At 40.7% G+C, this 25,244-nt stretch carries 21 protein-coding genes and 1 pseudogene; 10 read left to right on the top strand and 12 right to left on the bottom strand.

The features are described from left to right. The 8 genes and pseudogenes from LEP1GSC050_RS16980 to LEP1GSC050_RS17020 form a co-directional block, all read left to right on the top strand. A partial coding sequence (locus tag LEP1GSC050_RS16980; protein ID WP_020987815.1) for a TIGR04388 family protein occupies positions 1–2,697 on the top strand: 2,697 nt, incomplete at its 5' end. Further along, positions 2,676–2,987 (top strand): hypothetical protein, encoded by a 312-nt coding sequence (locus LEP1GSC050_RS16985; protein ID WP_010568952.1) that lies wholly within the window; start codon positions 2,676–2,678, stop codon positions 2,985–2,987. The genes LEP1GSC050_RS16980 and LEP1GSC050_RS16985, both read left to right, overlap by 22 nt. Before the next feature lie 105 nt (positions 2,988–3,092). Further along, positions 3,093–3,446, top strand: coding sequence for a hypothetical protein (locus LEP1GSC050_RS16990; protein ID WP_010568953.1), 354 nt, complete (start codon positions 3,093–3,095; stop codon positions 3,444–3,446). Positions 3,447–3,522: 76 nt separating this feature from the next. Further along, complete coding sequence (locus LEP1GSC050_RS16995; RefSeq protein WP_010568954.1) at positions 3,523–3,939, top strand: hypothetical protein; 417 nt, start codon at positions 3,523–3,525, stop codon at positions 3,937–3,939. A 64-nt stretch (positions 3,940–4,003) separates the two neighbouring features. After that, positions 4,004–4,630 (top strand): annotated as a pseudogene (locus tag LEP1GSC050_RS17000) (TIGR04388 family protein); the annotation flags it as partial. A gap of 408 nt (positions 4,631–5,038) precedes the next feature. After that, positions 5,039–6,016: a patatin-like phospholipase family protein gene (locus LEP1GSC050_RS17010; RefSeq protein ID WP_084695349.1), complete on the top strand. Its 978-nt coding sequence runs from the start codon at positions 5,039–5,041 to the stop codon at positions 6,014–6,016. 626 nt (positions 6,017–6,642) lie between these two features. Further along, positions 6,643–7,248, top strand: coding sequence for an SCO family protein (locus tag LEP1GSC050_RS17015; RefSeq protein ID WP_156896024.1), 606 nt, complete (start codon positions 6,643–6,645; stop codon positions 7,246–7,248). A gap of 18 nt (positions 7,249–7,266) precedes the next feature. Continuing rightward, entirely contained in the window at positions 7,267–8,811 is a 1,545-nt protein-coding gene (locus LEP1GSC050_RS17020; protein WP_010568959.1) for a methyl-accepting chemotaxis protein, read from the top strand. Between the two features lie 29 nt (positions 8,812–8,840). Here the strand turns inward: LEP1GSC050_RS17020 and LEP1GSC050_RS17025 are convergent, their stop codons facing one another. From LEP1GSC050_RS17025 to LEP1GSC050_RS17050, 6 genes are all read right to left on the bottom strand, one after another. Continuing rightward, the gene (locus LEP1GSC050_RS17025) at positions 8,841–9,353 is read right to left on the bottom strand and encodes an SCO family protein (protein WP_010568960.1); all 513 of its coding nucleotides are present in this window, start codon (positions 9,351–9,353) and stop codon (positions 8,841–8,843) included. Next, a complete protein-coding gene (locus LEP1GSC050_RS17030; RefSeq protein WP_010568961.1) occupies positions 9,350–10,030 on the bottom strand; it encodes a formylglycine-generating enzyme family protein in 681 nt (226 codons plus the stop codon). The genes LEP1GSC050_RS17025 and LEP1GSC050_RS17030 overlap by 4 nt, the downstream gene beginning before the upstream one ends. Before the next feature lie 73 nt (positions 10,031–10,103). After that, positions 10,104–11,480, bottom strand: a complete 1,377-nt coding sequence (gene nirK / locus LEP1GSC050_RS17035) for a copper-containing nitrite reductase (protein ID WP_010568962.1) — start codon at positions 11,478–11,480, stop codon at positions 10,104–10,106. Between the two features lie 497 nt (positions 11,481–11,977). Further along, complete coding sequence (locus LEP1GSC050_RS17040; RefSeq protein WP_010568963.1) at positions 11,978–12,370, bottom strand: nuclear transport factor 2 family protein; 393 nt, start codon at positions 12,368–12,370, stop codon at positions 11,978–11,980. A gap of 117 nt (positions 12,371–12,487) precedes the next feature. Continuing rightward, positions 12,488–12,919 (bottom strand): MarR family winged helix-turn-helix transcriptional regulator, encoded by a 432-nt coding sequence (locus LEP1GSC050_RS17045; RefSeq protein WP_010568964.1) that lies wholly within the window; start codon positions 12,917–12,919, stop codon positions 12,488–12,490. Between the two features lie 304 nt (positions 12,920–13,223). Then, entirely contained in the window at positions 13,224–13,904 is a 681-nt protein-coding gene (locus LEP1GSC050_RS17050) for a tetratricopeptide repeat protein (protein WP_198012861.1), read from the bottom strand. A 447-nt stretch (positions 13,905–14,351) separates the two neighbouring features. On the opposite strand from LEP1GSC050_RS17050, the gene LEP1GSC050_RS17055 reads away from it, so the two are divergent. Then, entirely contained in the window at positions 14,352–14,840 is a 489-nt protein-coding gene (locus LEP1GSC050_RS17055) for a tetratricopeptide repeat protein (protein WP_010568966.1), read from the top strand. A 71-nt stretch (positions 14,841–14,911) separates the two neighbouring features. Here the strand turns inward: LEP1GSC050_RS17055 and LEP1GSC050_RS17060 are convergent, their stop codons facing one another. The 4 genes from LEP1GSC050_RS17060 to LEP1GSC050_RS17075 all read right to left on the bottom strand — a co-directional run bounded on the left by LEP1GSC050_RS17060 (position 14,912) and on the right by LEP1GSC050_RS17075 (position 21,933). Beyond that, the gene (locus LEP1GSC050_RS17060) at positions 14,912–16,576 is read right to left on the bottom strand and encodes an outer membrane beta-barrel protein (RefSeq protein ID WP_040911892.1); all 1,665 of its coding nucleotides are present in this window, start codon (positions 16,574–16,576) and stop codon (positions 14,912–14,914) included. A gap of 832 nt (positions 16,577–17,408) precedes the next feature. Then, positions 17,409–18,494, bottom strand: a complete 1,086-nt coding sequence (locus LEP1GSC050_RS17065; protein WP_010568968.1) for a fatty acid desaturase — start codon at positions 18,492–18,494, stop codon at positions 17,409–17,411. A gap of 216 nt (positions 18,495–18,710) precedes the next feature. Next, positions 18,711–19,607, bottom strand: a complete 897-nt coding sequence (locus LEP1GSC050_RS17070) for a bile acid:sodium symporter family protein (protein WP_010568969.1) — start codon at positions 19,605–19,607, stop codon at positions 18,711–18,713. A gap of 40 nt (positions 19,608–19,647) precedes the next feature. Beyond that, entirely contained in the window at positions 19,648–21,933 is a 2,286-nt protein-coding gene (locus tag LEP1GSC050_RS17075; RefSeq protein ID WP_010568970.1) for a SpoIIE family protein phosphatase, read from the bottom strand. Between the two features lie 340 nt (positions 21,934–22,273). On the opposite strand from LEP1GSC050_RS17075, the gene LEP1GSC050_RS17085 reads away from it, so the two are divergent. Next, the gene (locus LEP1GSC050_RS17085; RefSeq protein ID WP_232225805.1) at positions 22,274–23,356 is read left to right on the top strand and encodes a hypothetical protein; all 1,083 of its coding nucleotides are present in this window, start codon (positions 22,274–22,276) and stop codon (positions 23,354–23,356) included. Positions 23,357–23,436: 80 nt separating this feature from the next. Here the strand turns inward: LEP1GSC050_RS17085 and LEP1GSC050_RS17090 are convergent, their stop codons facing one another. Next, entirely contained in the window at positions 23,437–24,027 is a 591-nt protein-coding gene (locus tag LEP1GSC050_RS17090; RefSeq protein ID WP_010568973.1) for a hypothetical protein, read from the bottom strand. 66 nt (positions 24,028–24,093) lie between these two features. Then, the gene (locus LEP1GSC050_RS17095; protein WP_010568974.1) at positions 24,094–24,924 is read right to left on the bottom strand and encodes an extracellular medium-chain-length polyhydroxyalkanoate depolymerase; all 831 of its coding nucleotides are present in this window, start codon (positions 24,922–24,924) and stop codon (positions 24,094–24,096) included. Between the last annotated feature and the right edge of the window lie 320 nt (positions 24,925–25,244).

Below are 25,244 nucleotides of genomic sequence, written 5' to 3' on the forward strand. Positions count from 1 at the left end.
ATCGAAGACGGCCACGCCAAATTAAAAGCAGGCGGAGATGCAACGAACTCAAGCGACTACGAAGCGACGAAAACGAACCAAAACGTTTATATAGGAGCTCCGTCGACGATCAAGATAGCGAGTGCAGGAGATTTGTTCCAAAACTGGGATGCGAACTCGGTTCTTACAGAGAATCGAACGAACGAAGATTCGTTTCATAAATCGTATAATACAGCAATCAAAACCTTAAACACGCAAATCAACTCGCTGAACGCACAGAACGCGAAGAACGATCTAGCCTTCCAAGCAGCGGCCCAATCGGCAGCAAGCTATGCATCGGATGTACAAAGCTTAGCGAAGGCAATGCTGCAAGGCGGGACATTCGAGTCCTGGGCTAAAGGCCAGATCCAGGATAAAGTGAATGCTGCAATGGCGACAGCGATTGCAAATGCAACCGGGATGAGCCCTGACATGGCAAGCCAACTCGTAAGCTGGTTTGAAAAGAAGCAGGCAGACAAGAAAGCAAAAGCCAAGGCTAGAACACAGGAGATCACGTCAGGACTCGTGACAGTAGCAAGTATAGCGGCGTCTTTTATAGCAGGCCCGGAGATGATGGCAGTAGGGCAGGCAGCATTGCAAGCAGTACAAGGCTACCAGAACGGAGGAATGGAAGGAGCGCTTGTAGGAGCGGCGAGTGGGGCAGCAACGGGGTATGCGAGACAGTTCGGAGTGAACGTAAGCGTATCGTATAGCTACTCGGGAGGATTCGGAGGAAGTGTAGGATTAGGATCATCGTCTCTGAATGCAGGAGTCAGTTTTTCGCAACATGGAAGCAGTAGCTTTAATATAGGCGGGACGTATGGCAATGTAAGCTATAACCCGCAATCAGGGTTTAGCGGTAGTGTGAATCTAACACCTGGCCAGAATACCGGAGCGATGGTGAATCTAGGCCAGCATAGCGGACCTAGCTTAACAATCCAGGAATCGGATGAATCTAGCGGAGTAGGTGGTTCCGTAACGATAGATGGTAAGGGAAATACGACAGTAGCCGCCACGTATAGAAACGCTACCGTAGTGTCAGCGACGGGGAACGTGCACAATCCTAGTAGTTTCGGTAACCTGAGTGTGAACGATAACTTTAATAGTGATCTGAACCAGAACCTTGCGATGGGTAAGGCTGACGAGAATTTAACTGCCGGACGTGCAGAGTTAGAGGCCGGTAGAAATGCCATAGCAGAAACGGGGAATGAACCTCAGAAAGAGATCTTAAACAATGAGAATGCGAGTGCAGCAGATCAGCATGGAGTCTTGGCGACTCTTGCTAAAGCGGGAGAGTTTCTAACCGATCCTAGCTCTGCATCTACTTGGTTGGGAAGAACGACTCAGGATGTAGTGGGTAGCTTTCTTGGTAGTACGGGTTTAGGTGCGAGTGATAGCAATGGGTTTATAGATAAGAATGGAAAGTATGTCCAGCGGACTTGTTTTACGGCAGGGACACTCATTCGGACTAAAGAAGGCTTAAAGCCTATCGAGAAAATCGAGATTGGGGATTTAGTATTATCGTTAGATCCTAAAACGGGAGAGTTATCGTATAAGAAGGTATCTCGACTCTTCTCGAATGAAACGCCTATCGTTCATAGAATCACTTATACTAACGGAAACGTAATCAATACAACTTGGAACCACCCTTTCTTTATTCGAGGTAAGGGATTTACAGAAGTTCGAAACATTCAGCCGGAAGAAAGATCGGTCACGGTTGCGAGTATACGGAACTCGTCTCGTATTGAGAGAAGTTCAGGAATACAGATTGGAGCTTCTCTTGCATCGATCGGAAGCCAGTCCACGAATTCCAACTCAGCGACTTGGAAGGACGAGATTCGTGGAACGGTTGGGATTTCTAAGATAGAAGAAGTCTACGAGAAGACGAAGGTATATAACTTTGAAGTAGAAGAGAATCACACGTATTTCGTAGGTAAAGACGGGGTACTGGTTCATAATAAGGGGGGCTGTTCTGTTTCGGGATTACCGGACAAGACTGAACTTTTGCACGGCGGAAGTGGATCCGGTGGAGGAGGAGGTTTTGGTCTCTGGTCCGCTATCGGCAGTGCTGCCGCTTCTGGCATAGCCGGGTTACACGAATTAGTTAAGAGTGCATTAGGAGAACCGTCTACTCCGCGAGATACTTCCGTAACCCCTGACGAAGCTGCACAAATGAGGAAACTTGGGCTTGATCCAATAAATGAAGGCGACATTAATAAGTTCCGAATATCTGCCTCTACAGGAGAAAAAGGAAAAGTAGGTTTTGACATTCCTTCTCCCACAACTCTTAAAACGATTCACGGTCAAGTGCCATTACCGGACAAAGAGATACCGAATTTCAAAAATGGAAAAGTTGAACGATTTGTCGGAATGCCGGGGGAAACTTACTACGGAGTAAGAGATCCTGATTCAAGGTCGGTCTGGTGGGTAAAAGAAAAACCGGACAGCAAAGCGACGTGGCGTCGAGAAGCTGCCGTAAAAAAAGATTGGAATGATGGGACTATCATTGAATCGTTTACGATCCCAAAAGATGAAGGAGTTTTTGGCTACAGAGGACCTGCTGCTGGGCAAGTACCGAAAACTTATTACTACGGCGGGAAAGAGCAGATTTATTTTCCTGTCGTACCAAAAGAATGGATTAAAAAGGAACCGATGACATGGCCAAAAAAACAAAAATAGTTAATGACCAAAAATTAAAGGAAGCCTTAGATCTTTACAATTATATTAATCAAAAAATAAATGAGTATAAAGCATCCTACTCAGAAAAGGGTTTTCTTAGAGATTTAATGGTCCTTAATCGGATTAAGTTGGCGATAATGGAGAATGATATTGATTCATTGAATTGGATTGATCAAGAGTCGAAAGGAATTGCAGATACTTTGGGAGCTCACGTTGATGAACCAGACTTTACAAATAAAATGTATAATTTATTAAATATATTAAGCGAAATGAGGAGTGAACATCATTGACCTTATTTTTAAGCTAATTATCCGAAGTAATTGGTATCAATATCGAACGCAACAGAATTGAAAGCCAATCGAAAAAGGTAGCTATACAAATTCAAGAAGACTCAAGTGAGCAAGGTCTCTTTTGAAAATAACAAGGTATTAATTGGTCGAAAAGTTATTAAGGAGTTTCCTCGACCGATCGAAGGAATAGTGAAGACTAATACATTGATTATTGTTCTCCTTGAATATGATGTAAATAGTAAAATAGATTTAAATGTATTGGCTATTAATAAATCTGGCGAAGAAATCTGGCGCATTGAGCCGGATTTAGAGGCGGATGAAAATAATCCTTATGTCAGCATTCAGAATGATGGAACAGATTTATTTAAAATGGACGGTTCTTACGTGACGATAGACTTAAAAACTGGCAAAATAATAAAGCGTGCGAAAGAAAATAACGTAGGTCGAAGGCCCTGGTAGAGGGTTAAAGTTTCGATTCGTTTAGGTAATAAACTGGAGCTGAGTGGGATTATGCAAATCCAGGAATGACTAAGTTATGAAAATTCAGTATATTATTTTAATATTATTGGTAGTGATTGGTCCGATAAAAGCTTCACAAGAGAATATTCGTTTGCCAAGTGATAAAGAATGCTTTAACTTTTACAAAGGTAAGTTTAAATCTTTCGTACAGAATAGAGCTGATTCGACAATATTGATAAACAATGGTTCCTTTAGTTTTCTTTATGATGAAAAGTCGGAATCATATAAAATAAAGGCAATATTTCAAATCGTTGGAAGGTGTACATACATGTATCGGATTGTGGAAATCGATGATCCGACTAAATCCGAAAATGAAAAAAAACATATGTTCTCCTTTCCAATTATAGAATCAATTTATAGAATTGAAGGAAATAAAGCTTATTATAAAGGCATTGGTTGTGATTGCGCAGGATATTATGAGAAATTGGAATAATAGGAATTTCATACTACTCCCCCCGCGAGGGATGCGCAGGGCTTTGTCCAACACGGATAGATAAATGAAAGGTAAGCTAACAAAAGAGAGCGTGTTGGATGAGGGCGACTGCCCGAACCCGAAGCAGCCCGGCCCAAAGGGCGCGGCCCTAACCCTCCTAATTACAATAATATTCCAGCAATCGTTGATTGGAGCAGGCAACGTAGCGTTAGAGAGCCGGCTGAACGACCAAGCAATAACAACGAAACAAAACGCGGTAAACCAGATAGCCTCGTCACTTGGTAAGAACGCGGTTGTGGATAGCTACGGGAATATAACGTATACGACAGCAATCGAAGACGGCCACGCCAAATTAAAAGCAGGCGGAGATGCAACGAACTCAAGCGACTACGAAGCGACGAAAACGAACCAAAACGTTTATATAGGAGCTCCGTCGACGATCAAGATAGCGAGCGGAGGAAATCTATTCCAAAACTGGGATGCGAACTCGGTTCTTACAGAGAATCGAACGAACGAAGATTCGTTTCATAAATCGTATAATACAGCAATCAATACCCTAAACACGCAAATCAACTCGCTGAATGCACAAAACGCGAAGAACGATCTAGCCTTCCAATCGGCAGCGAGCTACGCGTCGGATGTCCAAAGTTTAGCGAAGGCAATGCTGCAAGGCGGGACATTCGAGTCCTGGGGTTCCTCAATGTTACCAGCTTCTGCATTTAACGAAATTATTCTTCCAGCGTAATTTTTAGTATTAGCTCTTTAGAATCCTAATAACCTTCCGTTAAAGATCTCCGCAATAGTAGATTTCAGTTGATTAAAGAAGAAATCTTTAAATATATTACGAAATCTTGTAGGAGAAAAGTTCCGATTAGTATTCTTTCTTAACCTGTTCGTATTTTTAAAAATCCGAGAATAGTAATCGATAACTCCGATCACTGCAAGAGAGAAAATTTTCGTCGTTATATTTTTATATAGACCTAGGTATTTTTCTTCATTGCAAGAAACGTAAATATGTAGAGAAATGACCGTCTTGGCGACTTTGATTTGAAAGACGTAATTCACACCAACTTCGACTCTAAGAAACTTAAGGTATTATATGAAACGAATATTACAAATTGATGGTGGCGGAATATTAGGTATCATGCCTGCTTTGGTCCTCGTAAAACTAGAGGCTCTCCTTAAAGAAGTGAAGCAGGCTACGTTGTCCGAATCATTCGACCTCATAACAGGCTCTTCTACCGGAGCGATTATCGGAGGTGCTATCGCAGCAGGAGTTCCAGCGCAAGCGATTGCAGATCTATATATTAAAAAGGGAGCTGACTTGTTCTCTCCTAGAACCCGATGGAATCCGGGAAACTGGCTTAGAGGAAAGTACGATCGAAATCCATTTATCGAGCAAATCAAAAGCACAAAAACCTTCGACGGCAAACCTTTGGAAACATTATTTATGAAGGACTTGAAGACTCGCTTTATGGCCACTTCATTTAATCTTTGTTCTCAAAGAACTCATTTCTTAAAGTCCTGGGATACGTATGATGGTACTCATTCGCTCTATGAAGTAATTTCATGGTCGGCTCTCTCTGCTGCCTATTATTTTGGAAAAATCAATGTTCCCAATTTTCAATGGACGGATTTTCTTCCCGACGGTTCTAGCAAAAGAGTCGAGGGAGGAGTATTTCAAGACGGTGGACAAGGTATCAACAACAATACTATTCATTACATTCTTACGGAGATTTTGGCGAATCGCTGGTATGAAGAGGGAACTGTCATTTTATCTCTTGGGACCGGAAATAAGGACACTTTAGTAAGCTACTCGGAAGCATCCAAAACCGATTTCTTAGGCCAAATATTTAAATACCCATTTCAAGCTCGGGCCGAATCAACGATTGATCAAGTACTTGCCGCACAGTATTTAGCAAAACTGAACGAGAACCTGCGCTTTCATAGATTTGATACTATACTTCACGATAATGAAAACGAGCTGGATAAAGTTGAATATATCGATCATTTTGTGGAATATGGACATCGGATGGCGGATTCCGTGGATATCGGTTTTGTGCAAAGGTATTTTTAAAGACGATCTACATTAGACTAAAATAATGTGTATTTTGTGTTCGAGAGATCCGAAAAATCGAACACGGATATTTTTAAGTAAATATCGATTTTCTCCGAATAATGAGAAGATCGAGGGATCACTCTCAAAGGTGGTCTTTTCTATATTTCAAAATTTTCAGTTTATGAATTGCTCATTTCAGATTCAAGGCGACCCGTAATTTCCTTTATCGTTCGATAAGTCTTTAGGATCGGAACATTGCTCCCAAAAGATGGAAAGGCGTGTTTCAATTGCTACATTAAACTGATTCGAGTATTCGATTGATTAAAGCAGTATTCACTTCCGAGGAAAAACCGTTCAGAGGCGTTCGAGATGAAACGGCACATGCTGCCTGACAATTTTTGACTAAGTTCTGGTCAAAGGGTCCGGTTAATTACAGATTGTGAAGCGGAAGATAATCGACTTAGTATTCTTCGCAGAAGCGATAAACGGCGGTTGGCTCAAAATTGTGACAATTCTGGAGAATTGATCCGTTTCATCACATATATTTGACAGATTTTGATTTATTTCATTTTTATAATTTTCAGGAAATATTTTGCTTTGAGGAAAAGAATTTCGTCTATAAGATTTTAGAAAGGAATTCTAGTTTGAAGCCGGAAGAAAAAGTAGGGAAATTAGAGATTACGAAATTGACTTTGGGAATAATCGGTTCAATCATTCCGTTAATCGCCTTTCACATTTATTCTTTTTCTTCCTATTCTCATTTTGATCGAGAAGTGGTTTTAGACCCTATTTTCTTTGAAAATCAGAGCCAACCGAAAACCCGCGAGAATTCTATCTTTTTTGGAAAACAGAGTTTCGTATATTTCGGTTATCTAAATTGTAAGTCGGTTTGCCACGGCGCTGTTTCGAAATTCAAAAAAATTCTGAACGAATCCAAAAGCGAATCTTTGCAAATCGTCTTAATCAGCCTGGATCCAGAAAATGAATCTCTGGATAGTTGGCGGAATTACTTTCCGGATACTCCACCGCGAAGAATACGAATTTTAAAGCCGGATACTTCCGAGAAGTCATTTCAGTTAGCAAGTGTCTTTGGAAATCGAATCATTAGGAATCCGACCACTTTCGAAATAGAACATCTAGACGTCATGTTCTGGGTTAACGAAGAAGCGAAGATAAAAAGTCTTTTTCCGAATTTTTCGCAAAGTAATACATTTAGTTCCGAATTTAAAAAACTAGCGTCACTAAAATAATACCATCCGAGGCGAAATATGCAATCATCCGACAGTAGCACTTTCTATTTAATCGCGCAAACTCAATTCGACCGCGAAATTAAGAAAGTTGATCGTTTTTTCTATATATTACTATTAGCTCATATACCTGTCGTATTCTTATTTTCCATAAAGTTTGGATCTTGGAAATTTGTAGCGGTTTCTTCAATAGTCATTACCGTATCTGCGACTATCGGCTTTCTACTATTGCGAGGGCATTATCTACTGCGGCTGCTAAATTCGGTCCTAATCATGCTTTGGTCGGCGGTTCTGATACAATCGCAATACGGAAGTATAGAAATGCATTTTCATATTTTCGGAGCACTCGCTTTTCTACTGCTCTATAGGGATTGGAAAGCGCTTTTGCCCGGTGCACTGTACATCGCCGTGCATCATGGACTACTTTCCTACTGTCAGAGTATTAATGCGAAAATTTTCGATATTCCCCTCGTAATCTTCAATTACGGATATGGTTGGGATATAGTTTTTACTCATGCAATATTTGTGATATTTGAAACTGGTATTTTGATCTACTACGCTGTTCGGTTCAAAAAGGAATTCATGAACCAAGCCGAAAGTCTATTAGCTCTAAGTGATTTAAGAAAAAGCAATCATTCAATTCAAGCCGAGGTCCGAGATAGATCGCAATCCGTTAACCAAATTCTAGAAAATTTGGTAATCAGTTCCGGTTTCGTTGCAGAAAAAACGACGGATCAGGCAAATAGTTTGTCGGAAATCAATTCAGGCGTGAACGAAATTTCAGATTCTATAATGAACATTTCCGCATCTGCGCTTACTCAAATTCAAGCGACTCAGGCCCTCGGCTCCTCTTTCCAAAATCTCGAAGAAAGCTTCGGTAAAATGAAAGACCAGTTGCTTTCCACTAAGAATTTATTTGAAACTACCTGGAACCATGCCAGAGAATCCGAAAAAAGTTTACAGGCCATCGAAAAGTCTATCGAGAGAATCGAAACCAGCTCGTCGGAGACGGCTGCAAAATTAGGCACAATCACCGATATCGCAGATAAAGTAAATCTATTGGCGTTAAACGCATCAATTGAGGCTGCGAGAGCGGGAGAACACGGAAGAGGTTTTGCAGTGGTGGCGGATGAAATTTCAAAGTTAGCCGATCAAACCGGAAGAACGATCAAAGAAATTTTTCGCCTGGTTAAGAATGGAACAGAGGAAATGTCTAAAAACACTGAAATTGTCCAAACCGGAACCAAAACGATCTCCTTAATTTTATCCGATGTCGACTCTGTCCGGGAAAGTTTAAATAAGTTCGTCTCCATTTTAGGCATTCAATCCGAAGCAATAAACACGGTTTCTTCCGCACACGGAAAAGTGGATCAAATTGCGGAAGTAATTCGGAATGCAACGGAGGAAGAAAAGAAAGGATTGGGAGAAATAAGAATATTGTTAGATAAAATACAGTCTTTTAATTCCTTTATTTCGCAACAGGCTTCAGCGTCTGCCGATCAAACTAAAGAATGTAAAGAGTTAAGTACCTCATTGCAAAGAAAGGTGGAGGAATTCCAGGCGTAATCGAAACTTTGGATAGTAATCGATATTAGTTATTCTAGGACCGGTTTCTTTTCGATGATTTTTCTAATTTGTCCGTCTTCGGATACCTCGAATTTACCGATTGTATGTTCGATTTCGGATCCGTTTGATCTATAATTTATATCCAGAACGGCTGCTAACTCGCGGATATCAGGCTCTTTGCCGTGAATTAAAATCCAGCGATCGTTTAATTCCTCCCTTTTCCGAAAATTCTCTAAATCAGTCGTTTTGTCTTTCGCGTCGATGTCCACCAGAACGATCTTTTCATTTAGAAACGTTCGATTTTGATCCATTTCTTTTAGATTTCGGACAACCAACGGGCATACGGTCTTGCATGAAGTATAAAAAACGCTTAAAATGAATTTTTCTCCGATAAATTTATGAAATGTAACGCTCTTTCCTTGATCGGTTTCCCAGACGGAGTTCAGATCCGTTAGCGATCCGATTACCGGCCCTAATTCCCGCTTTTGAGAACATTTTAGGAAAACGAGGAAATATAAAAGAATTATAATAGTGCGTTTCATGGTTCTATATTTTTTGCGCAACGAAATCCAAGATTCGACGCCGAGTATTTAGCTTTTAATGAATTACGATACGCGTATCTCATAAAACTTGCATAATCCGTCTTGTCCTTTACGGTTGCGGTTCCGCTCGCGCAAAAGGATCCTCTCGCGGCGCCTTCTCGATCGGAAAAGATGCTGCTTGAAAATGAATTAAAATCCTCTACCCATTCCCATACATTTCCGAACAGATCCCGGACTCCATAACGGTCAGTGTAACTTTTAAAGGACTTTGAATCGACGGTTTTCGCGGGCTCGGCATACCAGTCTAAAATTTTCTTTAGAATCTGTTGCTTAGATTTATCGTTTAATTCTGACTGGGCGATTCTCTCCCATTCGGATGTTGTAGGAAGTCTTTTCCCTTTCCAGTTGCAGTATGCTCTAGCGGCAAACCAGCTAATATTTACCACGGAATATCCGGGGTATTTAATTCTTTTTTCTTCAAAGTCGTTTAAATACATGTCGTCGACGAAGGAAGATTTTGCTGAACCTTTCTTCCAAGCTGGGTTTTTCTCTAAGAATTCGGCGAACTCCGCGTTGGTTACCGAATCGGAATCCATTAAAAATTCTTTAACTAAAATCGGCTTTTCCTTTTCGGACGTCAAAAACGGAAGAAAAAAACCTGCGGAGATTTTGACCATTTTATCATCCCTAGCTTGGATCGATAGACTGCAAAATAGTACTATTCCGATTACACTGAGGCTGCGCATCCGATTACTTGATTCTAGACACTTCTTCAGGTGTGATTGCTCCGCCTTTATTATTAAACGAATTGAATAGATATGTGAGAACGCTTGCTATGTCTTCGTCGCTTAAACCTAAAGCGGGCATTGTTCCGTTATAGGTCTCTCCGTTTACTTTGATTTGACCCGAAAACCCTTTTTTAACAATTCTAGCGGCTCTTGATTTGTCGGCGTTGAGGAAATCTGAATTCTCTAAAGGAGGAAAGACTCCCGGGATTCCTTTCGCATTGATTTGATGGCAGGCCGCGCAGTTATGTTCGAAAACGTTTTTACCTTGCTCCATCTTTTGCTTTAGGGTGACTAAAGCGGGTTTCTGAACGTCACCCATACTTTGGACGGCACCTCCTTCGGGTAGATAGACGAGATCGGATATTTTGCCGGAAAAAATTTGTTCTTCCGTATCGCCTTCCACTTTTAAATGTGCTAATGCTCCTTTATTAAAAGCTCTGAAAATGGAATGATCGACTAAAATATAAGTTCCCGGAACTTTTGCTTCGAACTCTACGATGGAAGCTCCGCCTGCCGGAATAAGAGTCGTTTGAATGTTCTTTGTAGAACTTCCCATCGAGGCTTCGGGAAAAACCGAATCAAAAATTTGTCCAATTATATGAAACGACGATACTAAATTCGGTCCGGCGTTTCCTACGAACAATCTTACTTTTTCTCCTTTTCGAACTTTGATCGCCCTATCGTCGATATTAGCGCCCACGCTCCCATTAAATACGATATATTCCGGTTGCTCTTTTAATGCCTTTTCCATATCGAAGGGCTGCAAACCTCTTTCGCCCGTCTTACCTTTCGTATAGAATTCACTTTGCATAATATAATATTCTTTATCGACCTTTGGCAATCCATCCGAAGGTTCCACGAAAACCAATCCGTACATTCCGTTTGCGATATGCATTCCTACTGGAGCAGTGGCGCAGTGATAAACGTATAGACCGGCTCTTAATGCTTTGAATTTAAAAATGCTTGTGCGCCCCGGTGCTGTAAAGGAAGCGCCGGCGCCTCCTCCCGGGCCCATGACGGCATGCAGATCGATATTATGGGGCATCTTACTCGATGGATGGTTACTGAGATGAAATTCCACATTGTCCCCTTCCTTCAAACGAATGAAAGGGCCAGGGACATTCCCCCCGAATGTCCAGAATGTGTAATCAACTCCCGGAGCTAGTTGTTTAACTACTTCCTTAGTTTCTAATTTTACGATTACATCCGAAACGTTTCGATTTAAAGGAGGCGGGACCTCGGGTGCAAATGCAATTGCGGCGGAAACCGGAACTTTATTGCAGGCGAAAAGCAAGTTGAATATTAAGGAAAAGCTTAGTAGTTTAATTATTTTTTTCATAAACCCATCTATTATATTTTAATAAATGAAAAATATAATGTTCGGAGAAGCATTAATCCTTTCCTCCGACTAATTTTCAAGATCTTTTTTATGGATCTTTGATTTCGAAACGAGGATTTGCAATGATCTCAGGTAATAAATGGAGTCATCGTAATTCAATGGATCGACGGGTTGTTTCGATTTTTACTTGTTTCCGAGCGATCCAATGCTATATCTTGAACGAGTCTGATATTAATTCTATTAAATCGAACGGATCTAGCCGACTATACAGCTAAATATAAGGACTCCTCAGTCTTGATATGAAAAACCGAGTTCGGATATTCTTAACGAAAATCGATTAAGCTGAGATTTCGAATAAACGTCTTTTTTTTACTTTCGAATGCGGCAATGCATATTCAATAAGCGTTTTCACCCGAAGCCTATCCCAAATCTTTCTATTTCATCGCCGCTTGGATTTGCTATCTGCGGATTTCCTCAAATTTTACGCGAGATAAATTTCATCCTATCATTTCGGCAAACGGTAGATCGGATATTAACTTCCAGCCCGAACCAGTATTGATAAACGAAAAGAAGATATTAAATCTCATGACCGGACTTTGAAGTTTAGCACGAACAACGGCTACATTTCCTCGAATCGAAATGTCTTCGATCGTAGTATCCCGTTTCCGTCCTCCTAATTTCTTGTCGCGAAGCATTTGTAAATAAACCTCGCGGTTCAAAATCGTGACTTTCGTTTCCCCCGGAAATGCAAACGTGATTCGATAATCCGGATGAAGGACATCATCGAGAATTTCCACGTTTTGCTCGTCTCCTCCTTTTACAAACTTCGCAACTAAAGATTGTAGTTCCGCTTTATCCATATCCGAAGTCGATGATAAAAGATCTGCCATTGCAAAATTCCTGCCGTTTTTTAGATTATGTTTTATTGCTCTCTGAGCATTAAATAGTTAGTTCGCATACTAACTATTTAATGCTCATAATCTTGTCAGTATTTTGCAAGTCTTTTCTTAATTTTCTTCGGATTCTAATATCACGGATTTTAGGAATTTGCGGATATTCGAAATATGCTCGGACTTGGTCTCTATATATTTGGAAACGTTTTCCTGTATCTTTTTGACTTTTTGCGCATCTTTTCTACCTTTTTGCGTAAGCGTTAAATTCGATCGTCTCCCGTCCTTCGAATTTTTTTCGGTCCGAATATGTCCGCTTTTCTCAAGCTTTTTTAGGAGTGCGCTTAAATTTGCTTTGTCTCTCATTGTTAGCTTACAAAGATCCGTTGCACTCATATCCCCCCATTTATAGATACTGGCGATGATGCTTGCCTGCGGAACGGACAGGTTCATTAGATTTAATTCTTTTTCCAGGAGTAGGGCGGAGACTCTTCCAGAGCGAATCAATAATACTATGAGTTCGATTTCATCCCAATTGACGTTTTCCACTGTAATAACCCTGCTGTTTTCGTTTTACGAGAGGTTCTTAAATACCATTAAGAATTTTATATTCTCTTAATCACTCAAAAAGAAAAAATAGCGACAGAGAGATTTAATAAAAGCGATCGATATTTAACTCTATCTTCGGCGCGAATTAATCACAAAAGACCGGTTTCGGTCGGTAACTCGGCCAGGCTGCGTTTGCAATACTTTCGATCAATAAATCGTGCGAGCACGGGATTTACAATAGACGGCACGCTCGAAATTGTTGAAGTGAAAATTCTATCGTAGGCTTATAAAATGTTAAGAATGATTAATAGTTCGGATTATATGAGCAATATTCCAGTATCGCGTTTTGTGCTCCTTCATTTCCTAATTTGACGGCTTGCCTGAAATCGTCGCAAGCCTGTTCGGTAAGTTGCGGTTGCTTATACGATGCTCGAATTAACCCTCTATAATAGAAGGCTATTGGATTTTTGGGGTTTATGAATGTTATCACTCTATCAAAGTCTTTCAATGCATCAGCAGATCTATTGAATTTAAGGTAAAGACGTCCTCTTTGGATAAGCGCTTCGTCGGAATTCGCATCTTTATATAAACAAGCGTTGATATCTGCCAATGCGTCCGAATATTTTTTTTGAGATTCGTAAATCATCGATCTTAAGAAATAGGAATCAAAGTGATTCGGATTGAGTTGGATCGAACTATTAATATCTAAAAGAGATTTTTCATATTCTCCCAGAGAGTAATAAGCATAACTTCGTCTAAAGAAGGAGTTCCAATTCTTCGAATTTATTTTGATCGCAGAAGAAAAGTCGAGGACAGCTTCGGGAAATTGATTTTTATAAACTTTAACCCAGCCTCGGAGATTATAGGCATTTTCGTCGGTCGGATCAATAATTATGGCCTTGCTACAGAGCGAAAGAGCTTCTTCAGTTTGTTTAAAATTGAATTTTTCTTCACACCGACTTAGTAATTCCTTTTCTTCATTCATTTGTAGTCCTTTCGCAATTAGTTGGTTAGGCAATATTATAAAAAGGAATGAAATTAGGATTCGAATTACAACGTTCCTCTTTCTATAACTGCTTTTATGTATGTCTCGCATGATATGCATGAATAAATTCCCTTTTTTCGGTTATTGTTTATCAATGATTTACGATTGGGTTAAATTTTTATGATCACGAATTCGGCAGGAAGCCGATTGTTAACCCGCGTAGGGTGATTTTTCTCATGAATTACTGGCGTCAAATAGGGCAGATATCCCTAAAAATAAAATGAAGAATCTCGTTACATAATCGGCAATATCCGATCTTAACGAAATCTTTACGCTAAAATCGGGTTTACTTACGTGAAATCAAATATACTTTCTTTTTCCGTTAAAGTATATTTTAACTAGTATGCGTCCGATCCTTTCGAGACGCATAAACTGCGAGAAGGAGTTATGAGGTTCATTTTACTGTTCACATTTTGCATGATCGCCTATATAGATTTATATGCAGAAGCGGAGTTGGAAGCTTCAAAAGGTAGCGAAATATTCTATGAATATATTCCCGGAACCGATCTGGAGCTTGCTAAAAAATACATGGCGTTGGGCAGTCTAGAACAAAAGATTAAGAAATACGATAGGGCAATTAAGTATTACGATCAAGCTCTCGAAATACTTTCCAGGATCGGAGAAAAGCATACCGGGATTTATGCGCTATTGCTCTATCTCAAGTCGATCTCCGAATTTCGATTAGGTAGGTTCTGCAACGCAAAAATGAATGTCCGTGAAGCGATCGTTATCTATCAGATGCTTGGAGATTTGGACTCCGCTCTTCATGCGGAAAAACACGCATTACCTGAATTTACGAATGCTTGTAATTCCTTGACCTTTAATTCTCCCGGGTTTTCCGAGAATTCCTATCCTCGAATACTGACGGCCGATTGAGCTTTCTATTTGTAACGCCCATCTCGGCCTACCGATTTAAATCTTTTTAATTCTATGTGAAAGTGCCGAGTTTAGAACTTAGCAACAACTCCTAATGTAAATCCTATTTGGTCGCTTCTTCTATGGCCTTGGGCATCTACAAATTGTTTACCTAAAGACCAGTCGCGTCGGATATCCAGTTTTATTAAGAGATTTTCGGTAAAGTTCCAAACCGGTGTGACCGTAAAAGTTCTGTATTGCCCGTAATTATTCGCTCCGTTATAATGTTTATAGTTAGTCGGGTTCAATTGGGCCATGACCCAGCTAGCTGCGGAAGTATAACCCTGAGCACCGATGGCCTGCAATCCGTTAGCACTGCTTAAGAGCGCATTCAATCGGGGATTAGCGGAGAGGATGGCATTGGCAACGGCAGTATCATTCGCTAGCTGATAACTACTAATATAGTTATTGATGCCGTTAGTTCCGAAGGCATTGGGAGCGAACGTATTTAATGCTCCGTTATTGAGCTTATCGTCCAGATACTCATAACGTATATTGACTCCCCATGTTTCGTTGATTTTAAATTTGGAGAATATGCCATAAGCCTTATAGATGCTTTTTACGTTTTCCGGCGTCACATAACCCAACGCAATATTAGTTGCAGTAATCGTGTTATTCGGATTATATCTTTGCTGATTTAGTCCTGCATTGGCATCGATACCCGCTTTCTGACTCCAGGTATAATCCAAATCGATTTGAATTCGGTCAGTAGGAGTAATTGAAAGTACAGTATGACTCATTGCCCAATAGTCTTTACTATATTTTGCGCGAGGTGCGGTGGGAGCGATTGGGCTAGGTGTAATCGCCGGATCTGCGGGAATGTTGATGTTTCCCGTATTCGCGTAATTTGCAAGGAGTGAGTTGGTCGCGTCCATTCTTCCGTTAGGAAAGTCTTGCGAGTAAATCGTGTTCCATATAATTGCGAGCTTGTTTTCAATCAATTGACCTTTTATCTGAGTTCCGATCGATTTGTGTTGGGTATAAGCTTCGACGTACGGACTATGAGTAGTGTCGGTTAGAGTCGCGCTGGTAGGTGCGAGATAACCGGTTCCTTGTCCGCTATTATAAAGGTATACCGTTCCGGACCAGTTGTCATTAATTTGCGTCGTTAATCGCGCTCCCGTATGAATGAAGGGAATCGTATTCTGGAAGATTGCCCCGATCGAATAATTGGGATTGTTCATCGATTCAAGAAGTTCATAACCTATATGCGTCGCCATCTTTCCGACATCCAAGGTCATCCCTTTCAAGACAGGAAAGTAGAAACTTACATAGGCTTGTTTCAACATATTCATGTTGTAGATTTGATTGGATGTCGTGTAAGGCGTCTCTTGAAATGCGTTGTTTTGCCCGTTTTGGAAATCGACTCTGAATCCCCAAGGAGAAGATTTCTCCGCAGTTTTATGAGTCACCAATGAAACAGCATTGATTGCGAAGTTTTTATTACTAGTCTCGAATGCACGGGTAGTATCAACGGAATTTCCCTGTAACGGGTTATTGTTATACATATAATAAACGTCCACAAATCCGGAAAACTCCACCTTATCATACCATTTGCTTTCTATCGGCTCTGCATCTTTGATAGCCGGTATTACTGTAGTCGTATCGGGCGCAGGTTTCTTCTCCGCCTGTGCAAAAACCGACGATGATCCCATCAATAAAACGGCGCTAAAGAGACGGATCGACCTTACACCCATATTATTTATAAAATATTTGTTTAACTTCTTATAAATTGAGAACGTGAGCAGGAGATATCCTCGTATTCCTTTCGCTATGTACATCCAAAATGATCTTAATGTTCGGATCGAATTCACTCGAAAAAATGTAGGACTCTGTGAGCCGATTGTCTGGGTCTGAATTTTCACAATACTTCCCTGATAGGTTGATTTTTGATATTCGCAGGAATATTCATTTGAGTTGAACATTAGTATTATTTAATAAATAAGTCAATGCGGGAGAGAATGTGGAAAGTGGCGAATTGCGTTAATTTTATATAAAGATTTCGAGTTTGCTTAAAATCGGGAAAATCCCCATTCCTCGGATTATTTTTAGATTGCTGTCTTGAGTTGAGAAAGTTGACAAAAGTCAATCGTCGCAAACTTGAAATTCTCGACTGCAGAATCGGTGTCGAATTGACCGCGCCTTTTTATTTGAATGAGGTTTTTGAAATCTGCGGAAAGCGGTCTTTAAGAATGGCTACTCATTTGTAAGAATTCTACCGTTCACCGGTTGCGAACATTACTGATCCTCTTTAGGAATAGGAAGCAGCCTATATGGCAAATTGGTTGGAAAATAAGAGAAGGACGGTTATGAGTTATATTATAATATTTTGAATTACGAGTCCTTTATTAAAAGGAGGTGAAGCGTGCTAAGGAAGGGATTGGAACGTATTTCGAACGGCTTCGGAGATATTCAGACGAGAGCCTTACTCAAATAAACCGTCCATCGTGAATCGGATTCGTTTATTGGACATCGGCTTTCCGCACGTCGGACCCTTTGTAAATCGACATGCGGGAAGAAGCCAAGGTATTAACTTATATTGACCGCAGCTTTTAACTCTGATTCATCTTCGTCGTTAAACGCTTCGCTATAGGTCATCCAGCAGCCTGTTTTCTCATCCATCAGTTTGCATCGGGAGGTGGACTGAAAATAATCCTTAAAAATCGATTTTCTCTCCAGTATAAACGAAGAGTAATGAACTTTCATTTCCTGTAATGCATGTCCTAATCGATAGAAAGGAATTTTCATATGAACGTGATGTGGGGAATGAAGAAAGATATTGTGTAAAAAGAAATTCAAGAAGCCGGGTATATGATAATTTATCGTTCCCATCATTTGTCCGTAGAAAGGACTCCAATCTTTGGCTTCCTTCCAGGGGATCTCCGAATGAATATGATGAACGTAGACGGTGATTCCGATGAAATAGTTCCAGGATAAAAATGGAAGGAACCAGACTTTTAGTAAAAACCAGCCACCCAAGGAAGAGTCGAAACCGTTTGCCGTCCTTCCGCCGAAATAAAAGACCGCCGCAGCCGATCCGAAAGCAAAGGTCAGCATGATGATTTTATCGCGGAGGGCTTCCTTTAAAGGTGCGGTAAAAATAACCATTCCCTTAAGCCAAATTTCGACGAGATAATAAATTCCTCCACCGAATGCCGACCATGCGATTCTATGAAATCCTTTGCGTAATAAGCCGAACCTTTTATATTGCTTCGGACTAACGGGGTGCCAAACGACGTCCCCTTTCAGTTTAATAGTATGTCCGTGATGGATCCTATTATGACCGTAAGCCCATTGAGTATAAGCATGAAGCGAAGGTAACATCGCGATTTGCCCGATCCAATAAGAAAGTCTTTCGCTTTTGAATAGAGCGCCATGCGCGGCATCATGGCCGATGATAAAGAGGGAGGATATCGATAATCCTACGAGAATCCAGAGAAACGGCAGAATATACCAAGATTCCACGTTCCAAAGTAGAAAGATAGTAAATGCAAAGATCGTAATATCTCTTATAAAATAGAGAACACCTTTATACGTCGGATTATCAAAACTTTTCTTGGAAAGAATTTCTCGAACGCTTCCGAGCGTTTCTTTCGACTTAATCGTTTCTTCCATATTGGCTCCTTTTTCGCTTTCGTTTACAAATTGGGTAAAACCCGTTGTCCTGTCGCTTGGTAAATAAGAGCCAGAACCGTATCCTTTGTTGCAAAAAAGGATTCTATTATCCGGTTTTTATCGTGGAGACGAACGAAATCGGGGCCCGCAGCTCCCGATTTTCTTTAAACTCGACATAAGTATCTACATTCATTCGATAGTGGATTTTAAAACCCGCTAACTTACGGTTTCCGAAAGATCGGCAGCTCTGGCGTCTCTATTTCGTTTAACCATAATTAGCCCGAAAATGAGAGCAGTTAAAAACATTAATAAACTGTAAGTAATCGGAACAATAGTCATGGTAGGAACCATAAGGATAGTTCCCGTTACTAAGAGCGCGGTCGTCCCGTTTTGTATGCCTAATTCGAACGCGATGGTAATCGCTTGAGGTCGGCTCAAACGCAGAAGAATACCGAGAAGAAATCCGACGATGATGCATAAACAATTCATCGTTAATGCTGCGGCGCCGCTAAGCGCAAAGAATCCGAGCATATTCTCCCAGTTTTGTCTAACTATGCCCGCTATAATTAGGAACAAAATAATCATAGAAAAATACTTAATCGGTTTTTCGAAACCGAGCGCAAATTTCGGAGCCCAGCGTTTGACCGACATTCCTAACACGACCGGCAATACGGTGATAGTAAACAATTGTAGGATAGTTTTTAAGATAGGTAGATTGATCGCTTTTCCTTCTCCCATAAAATAAACCATCGAATAGTAAGCTAGAAAAGGAAGTGTAAAAGGTTTAATAATACTGATAAGCGCCGTTAAGGTAACCGAAAGCGCAACGTCTCCATGGAACAAGTAAGAATACATATTCGAGGTTGGACCAGACGGACAGCAGGATAAAACCATTAAGCCGACGGCCAATAAAGGTTCCAAATGAAAAATTACTGCCACGCAAAAGCCTAAAATCGGCAAGAGTATCAATTGAGCCAGTAGACCTACCATAACGGCTTTCGGGTATAATGCCACCCTTGCAAAATCCTTACCGGTTAAAGATAAGCCCATTCCAAACATAATTATGAACAAAGAGAACGGCAATACCGTCTCTAACAGAAATCCGCCTTGCATTTTTTTTTCTCCTAAATATTTTTAATAATCTTCTATTATTTCACAGTTTAATCCGGTTTTTCTGGAATCCTCCGATGTGAAGGTTAATTTCAGGATTCGAAGTATATTCTATTTTTAGAATGGAAATATCATCGAAGAGGTGGTTCTTAATTTTCTCGTAAACTTCATTGAGATCGCCTTTCGCTTCCTCGATGCAGCTTAAAAACGTCTCCGGACTTCCGTTAATAATATTGTTCCCATCATCGGAACGTCCCGCTATAAGATCGTCTTTTCCGTCCGAGCCGATAATAAGGCAGTCTCCGGATCGTAGCTGGAATGATTGGATTATGAAGGCTTCGGAAGAATCCTGAGGTACGCCCATCCTGTTAAAAAAGTGCTTCGTATGTAATAGCGAAGCCTTGCCATTTCGATAGAGAATCGGAATAGGGTGTTCGGCATTGACTATATAGGCTTTCCCTGAATCTTCTTCGATGATTCCTATTACCGCTGTAACAAGCATCGTTCCATCGAATATTTCGAATATTTTGGAAAGTTCTAAGAAGGTGGATTTTAGCCATCTCTGCGGTGTGATTTCGTTTACCTTATCTTCGAAAAGTTTTGTCCGATTTAGGATGGAACCGAAGATGGAACCTAAAACTATAGCTCCTCCGGCTCCCTGAATGGATTTGCCCATCGCGTCCGCATTGATAAATACGCTACAACTCTTACCGCCAATGGTGAGAGTTTCTGCCATCGAAAGATCCCCGCCGATTTCGTAGTCATGACCTTTAAACGTAAATTGTTTCTTTTGACGTATGAACGATTCGAATGCTATTCTCCCGTTCTCAATTTTTTCGATTCCGAAAGGTTTGAGAAGCAGGGAGGTTAAAAAATAATCCCCTTGCTGTTGCTCCAAAAGCTGAGTAAGTTGAAACGTTCTTTCCTTTACCTGGTCTTCTAACGTATTCGCATAAACGGATAAAGCCGTCTGTGCCTCCCGAATCGTTGCCACCATCCCATTAAACGAAATGGATAGGAAGCCGATTTCGTCTTGAATACGAACAGGTATTTTGGTGGAGAGATCGCCTTTGTTAATCCTTTCAATCGCGGACAAAAGGTTTTTAAGAGGATTCCAGATAGTTCCTTTGAAAAAAAATCTGAATCCAATAAGTATCGTGACGATGGTAACAGCTAATATATATACATGCAAGATGACAATTTCATGTATGTATTCTCTGTATGATTCGTAAGGAAAGCCGACTTCATAAAGGTTTGCAGAATCCTTAATATTGAAACGATAGGATACCGACCAGGGATTCTTGGATTCGTCGGAAAGAAAGAAACGATCTACATGTTTAGGAAAGAACGAATCTACATCTTCTAAAGCCTGCCTTTTGAATTCATTCCCTTTGATCGTCGGCACGGGAAGAGAAGCGTCCAGCGAACGTGCAACCTTGTTTGTTCCGGAAATTTCAATCGCATACAAAATTCCGACAGGAAAGTTTTTCAGAAAAACCGAACTTTCAGATTCTCTCAATTTAGCTAAATCAAATGTTTCTTCCTGTCTGGCAACGGAAGCTAGGCCTAACCAATATTGTATGAGCAGAAATGTTCCCAAGCATATCCCGGTAATTCGATTCAAGAATCTCGTTTTGTCTTCGGTAGTATTAATATATAAAACTAAAATTATAAAGCTTCCGGGAATGATGAAGAATGTATAGATCGTCAGGAATGTCGCCCTGGAGATGATTCCTGCTCGACTCATAGCGTTTGCGACTACGGCCGGAAGAATTAGAAGAATAAAAAATAATAAGAATAAGGAGGTCACATATCCTTTTCCTATTTGTTTGTTTAACCAGGATCTTCGTATCCCGATGAATATCATGATGGAGCAGTAGCTAAGTATCAGAATTCCTAAAAGTTTATTTTCGTTAATTAAGCCGAATGTCCAAATTTGTTCAGTGAAATCGAATACGGGCTTTAAGGATAATGTAGCATTAATATAGTATGCTGAGAAGCCGATCCATATGACGGTCTGCGTCCATAGTAGTGCAGAGGAGAATTTACGGTTCGTTAATACTGGATAGTGTAGGAAAAATTGTGTTAGGCATACGAATGCGGGAATGACGAAAAGAATAAGCCAGCGATGGTAAGCGGCGGTAGGTGAATTTAAGCTATAAGCGGTTACGAATGCAAATGCGTGAATTGAAAGAAACGCGAAGGAGGTACCCAGATACGTGCTGGACTTGGATCTTCCCGGAATACCTAATAAAAAAGTACTCAGCACTCCGGTAAAAACGCATACGATCAACGAACCGAAAGAAAAGAATGTAAGTTTTAGATCCATAAAGTCTTGCAGATACTTTTGCAGGAAGCGTACCAATACGATTGTTTTAAAAAAGACGGGTCCGATTCGGATATGTTGATAATTCTGGTCCGAATCCTCATTTTAAATCGAACGGATTTTCGAATTCGTATCGATCTGATTGTTTTCAATCGATTCGCAAAAAAACGGTCGATCAATTTCAATCGGCTCCGATCGAAAATCTCTCATTAGCCTCGTACGGCTAGGTTTACATTACTCTTATCAATAATTTTCGCATGGCACGGAACCTGCTTAGGGAGGGATGACTTCCTGTGCTTTAACAAGCATTCGAGGCATTCTCAAAAATAGATCGAGGAGAAGTATGATGCGAGAAAAAGTTAAAGAAAATTTAATGAGGATTATAATCATTTTAGGATTATTTACGCTTACCGGATTACCAATTTCGGCGGAAGAATCCAAACCTGTCGCCGACGATAAAGATAAAAAGTGGAGAATTCTTTTGGGAGCGATGGCGGGCCAGTTCGACCTGCAATTACAGACAAAACTTCCTTTTAATTACGTAAACCCGATTAATGGACAGAGGGAAATCCCATCCTTAGGAAGCGCGACCGGCTTAACGCAATCAGGATCATTGGATTTAGGATTAAACGGTTATGGACCTCAAAAAGGATTTCAATTCATGATACTGAGCGACCAGCTCGTATTTCAAGCAGCCTATGCGAGAGTAGACGTAAATTTCTCACCGTTAAATAAACCGCCTATCGGAGTCAATATCGCGGAAGGACATGCGGGCGGAAATATTTACTCAACGAGTTTAGATTACTATTTCAAATTCAGTCAATACGTACAGCCGATGATAGGCGTAGCTTACGGTGCATTTGGAGCATATTATAAAGTACGTAATGTCGTCGGAACGACGGCCGGAAATAGTTTTTATGAATCGTTTCCGGTCATCGATGCGGATGATGGATACAACTCGGATATCGGTAAGGCCGGGCTCCGGATAAAATTACCCATCCAGAGTTGGAATATTACGCCCTATTTCCAATATGCAGGGAACTATTATCATATTAACGTAAGGACGGCTGCCGGGGCGATACAAGCTCAACAAAACGGATACCCGCAGAACCCAGGAGCTCTGCAGGATGCTTGGTACGGCCAAGGAACCGGTTCTGCAAGTATTGTAGATTCAATGATTCCGATTCAGAGGCAAGGGCGGAGCGTCGGAATGGTATTCTTCTTCGATTATAAGAAATTCCTGAGTCTTACGATCAATGCGAGGAGAAATTTCACTCAAGGAGCTTGGAACGTTTCGGCGACGCTAGCATTCTTCTTTCATCCGAATGCTGGAATTATGGCGACATACCTGTATGCAGAGCCGGAAATATTATTATCTTTCAATAGAGGCTGGGCGATCGGGCCAGTGTTCACTGCATCGTTTTAGAAAAATGTTTTTAGGGTCCCTAATTTACAATTCGACGGAGTTAGCGTAACGGGCGCACTAGCCCGTTTCAACGCATAGGATTATTCGCTTCTCGAAGCTTTATTCGAAAGTTTTAAGATCGAATCGTCGATCGATTGTATCTGCAAATTGAATTCTTTTCTTTGCTCTTCGGAAAGCCCTTCTTTAAACTGTTCGTAAGAATTTTTTAGGACCTCTCGAAGGTCTTTTTTTTTCTTCAATTGAAGGGAAATGAATTCTTCCTCCTCAAATAGGGTTAATCCGACAGCTCTTTCCTTTCCTTCGAGATAATCTAGTTTTTCATGAAAGGATTTTATCTCTTCGATGCGAGTTGGGTCCGGATTCGGCTTAAAGATATTATCCTCCAAATTATCCCGCATTCCGCTCAATGACAGATGCGCGAATGGAATCTTTACTAAAGTCATTTTAGCTAGTTCGGATACTTTATCCGAACTAAAAAAATCTCTATTCTCCGCTTTTGTAGATTCCGTTTCGCGGGGAGTTAAAGAGCTAAGTTCAAGTTCTTCCGTTTCTTCTTCGATAGAAAGAGACGATTGAGATTTCTGGGAGAGTAATATTATGGAAAGTATTAGAGGTAAAGCCGGAAGAAGAATTAATGCAAATAAAAGGTTCGTTTTGATAAAGAATTTCATAATTATCCTCGAAAGGCTATTTAAAAGAGCCCGACACGATTGAATGTCGAGCTCTTCAGAAAGGTATTAACGATACTGGTTAAACCAAGCGTAGATTTTATCGGGGGAAGCGGAGAACCAACCGTGTCCGGCGAAATAGTCCGTATACAGGCCGGTAGGGATTCCTTGAGATCGGAGTTTTTCGTAATATAGGTCCATAGTCCACCAAGGAACTACGATATCAAGCCAGCCATGAAGAAAATACGTTGGTGGATGATTTGCAGGTAAGGTTGGTACTATGCATAAGGGGCCGCCGCAGGTCGCATAAGATCCCGACTGTATCGCTAAGGCCTTAAATTCTCCCGGAAAAGAGACTGCCATTCTGCTAGTATTATATCCTCCGCTAGAGACTCCCGTAGCAAATTTTTTATTGGGATTAATCGGCCCGAAAGTTCCTTTTCGAATTGCCGCAAATAAATTAGTTAAGTATCGGTAATCACCCGACAGTTCGTAAGCAATCGAAAATCCAGGAAGATTGGTTTCCCAAAACAAATCCGCAGCAGCATCGGGAGCAATGACTGCAAATCCGTTATTGAGCATACGTTCAATCACTTGTAATTCATAATATCCTCCGAACGGTGTTCCCTCGGTTCTAGTAAATTCTACCGGAAAGAAAGAACCTTGGTACACCACCACCACCGGCCAACCCCCGGCAGGCGGAGTTCCTTCAGGTACTTGGTATTTAACGTTACGAAAGGTGCCTGGTAACGCCTCGATTAGCGTACTGGAATAAGAACAAGCGGTTGTTTTTAATAAAAAACCAGTCGTTTGGCATCGAGCCGCATCCAGTTCGTTCGTTCCTGCAAAAAAGAAACTGCCTACTAGTAGAGGCAATAACAGAGTTATTCTCTTCAACATTTTTTCATCCTCACCAGTCCTACGTTTTATACGGCCTGGGTTTACGAGCATCAAAGCAAGTATCATGCCGAGCAAAAAATCTATTTAATATAACAATTGTATTAAATACTGATGCGGAATAGTTGAGAGGATCAAGTATTTAGATTTTTGCCTCGATGCTTGTGACTCATTTTAATCGATTGAAAACTTCATCTGATCGAAATCAATCAGGTTAGATCGATTGGAAATCGTAAAACGGGTTTAAAGCAAGGTTTCGACTAGCTTTGAATGTCTCGATTATATGGCATACTTATTGCAGTTTGCTCCCTATTAAAAGACTT

The organism is Leptospira broomii serovar Hurstbridge str. 5399, assembly GCF_000243715.2.
Taxonomy (GTDB): domain Bacteria; phylum Spirochaetota; class Leptospiria; order Leptospirales; family Leptospiraceae; genus Leptospira_B; species Leptospira_B broomii.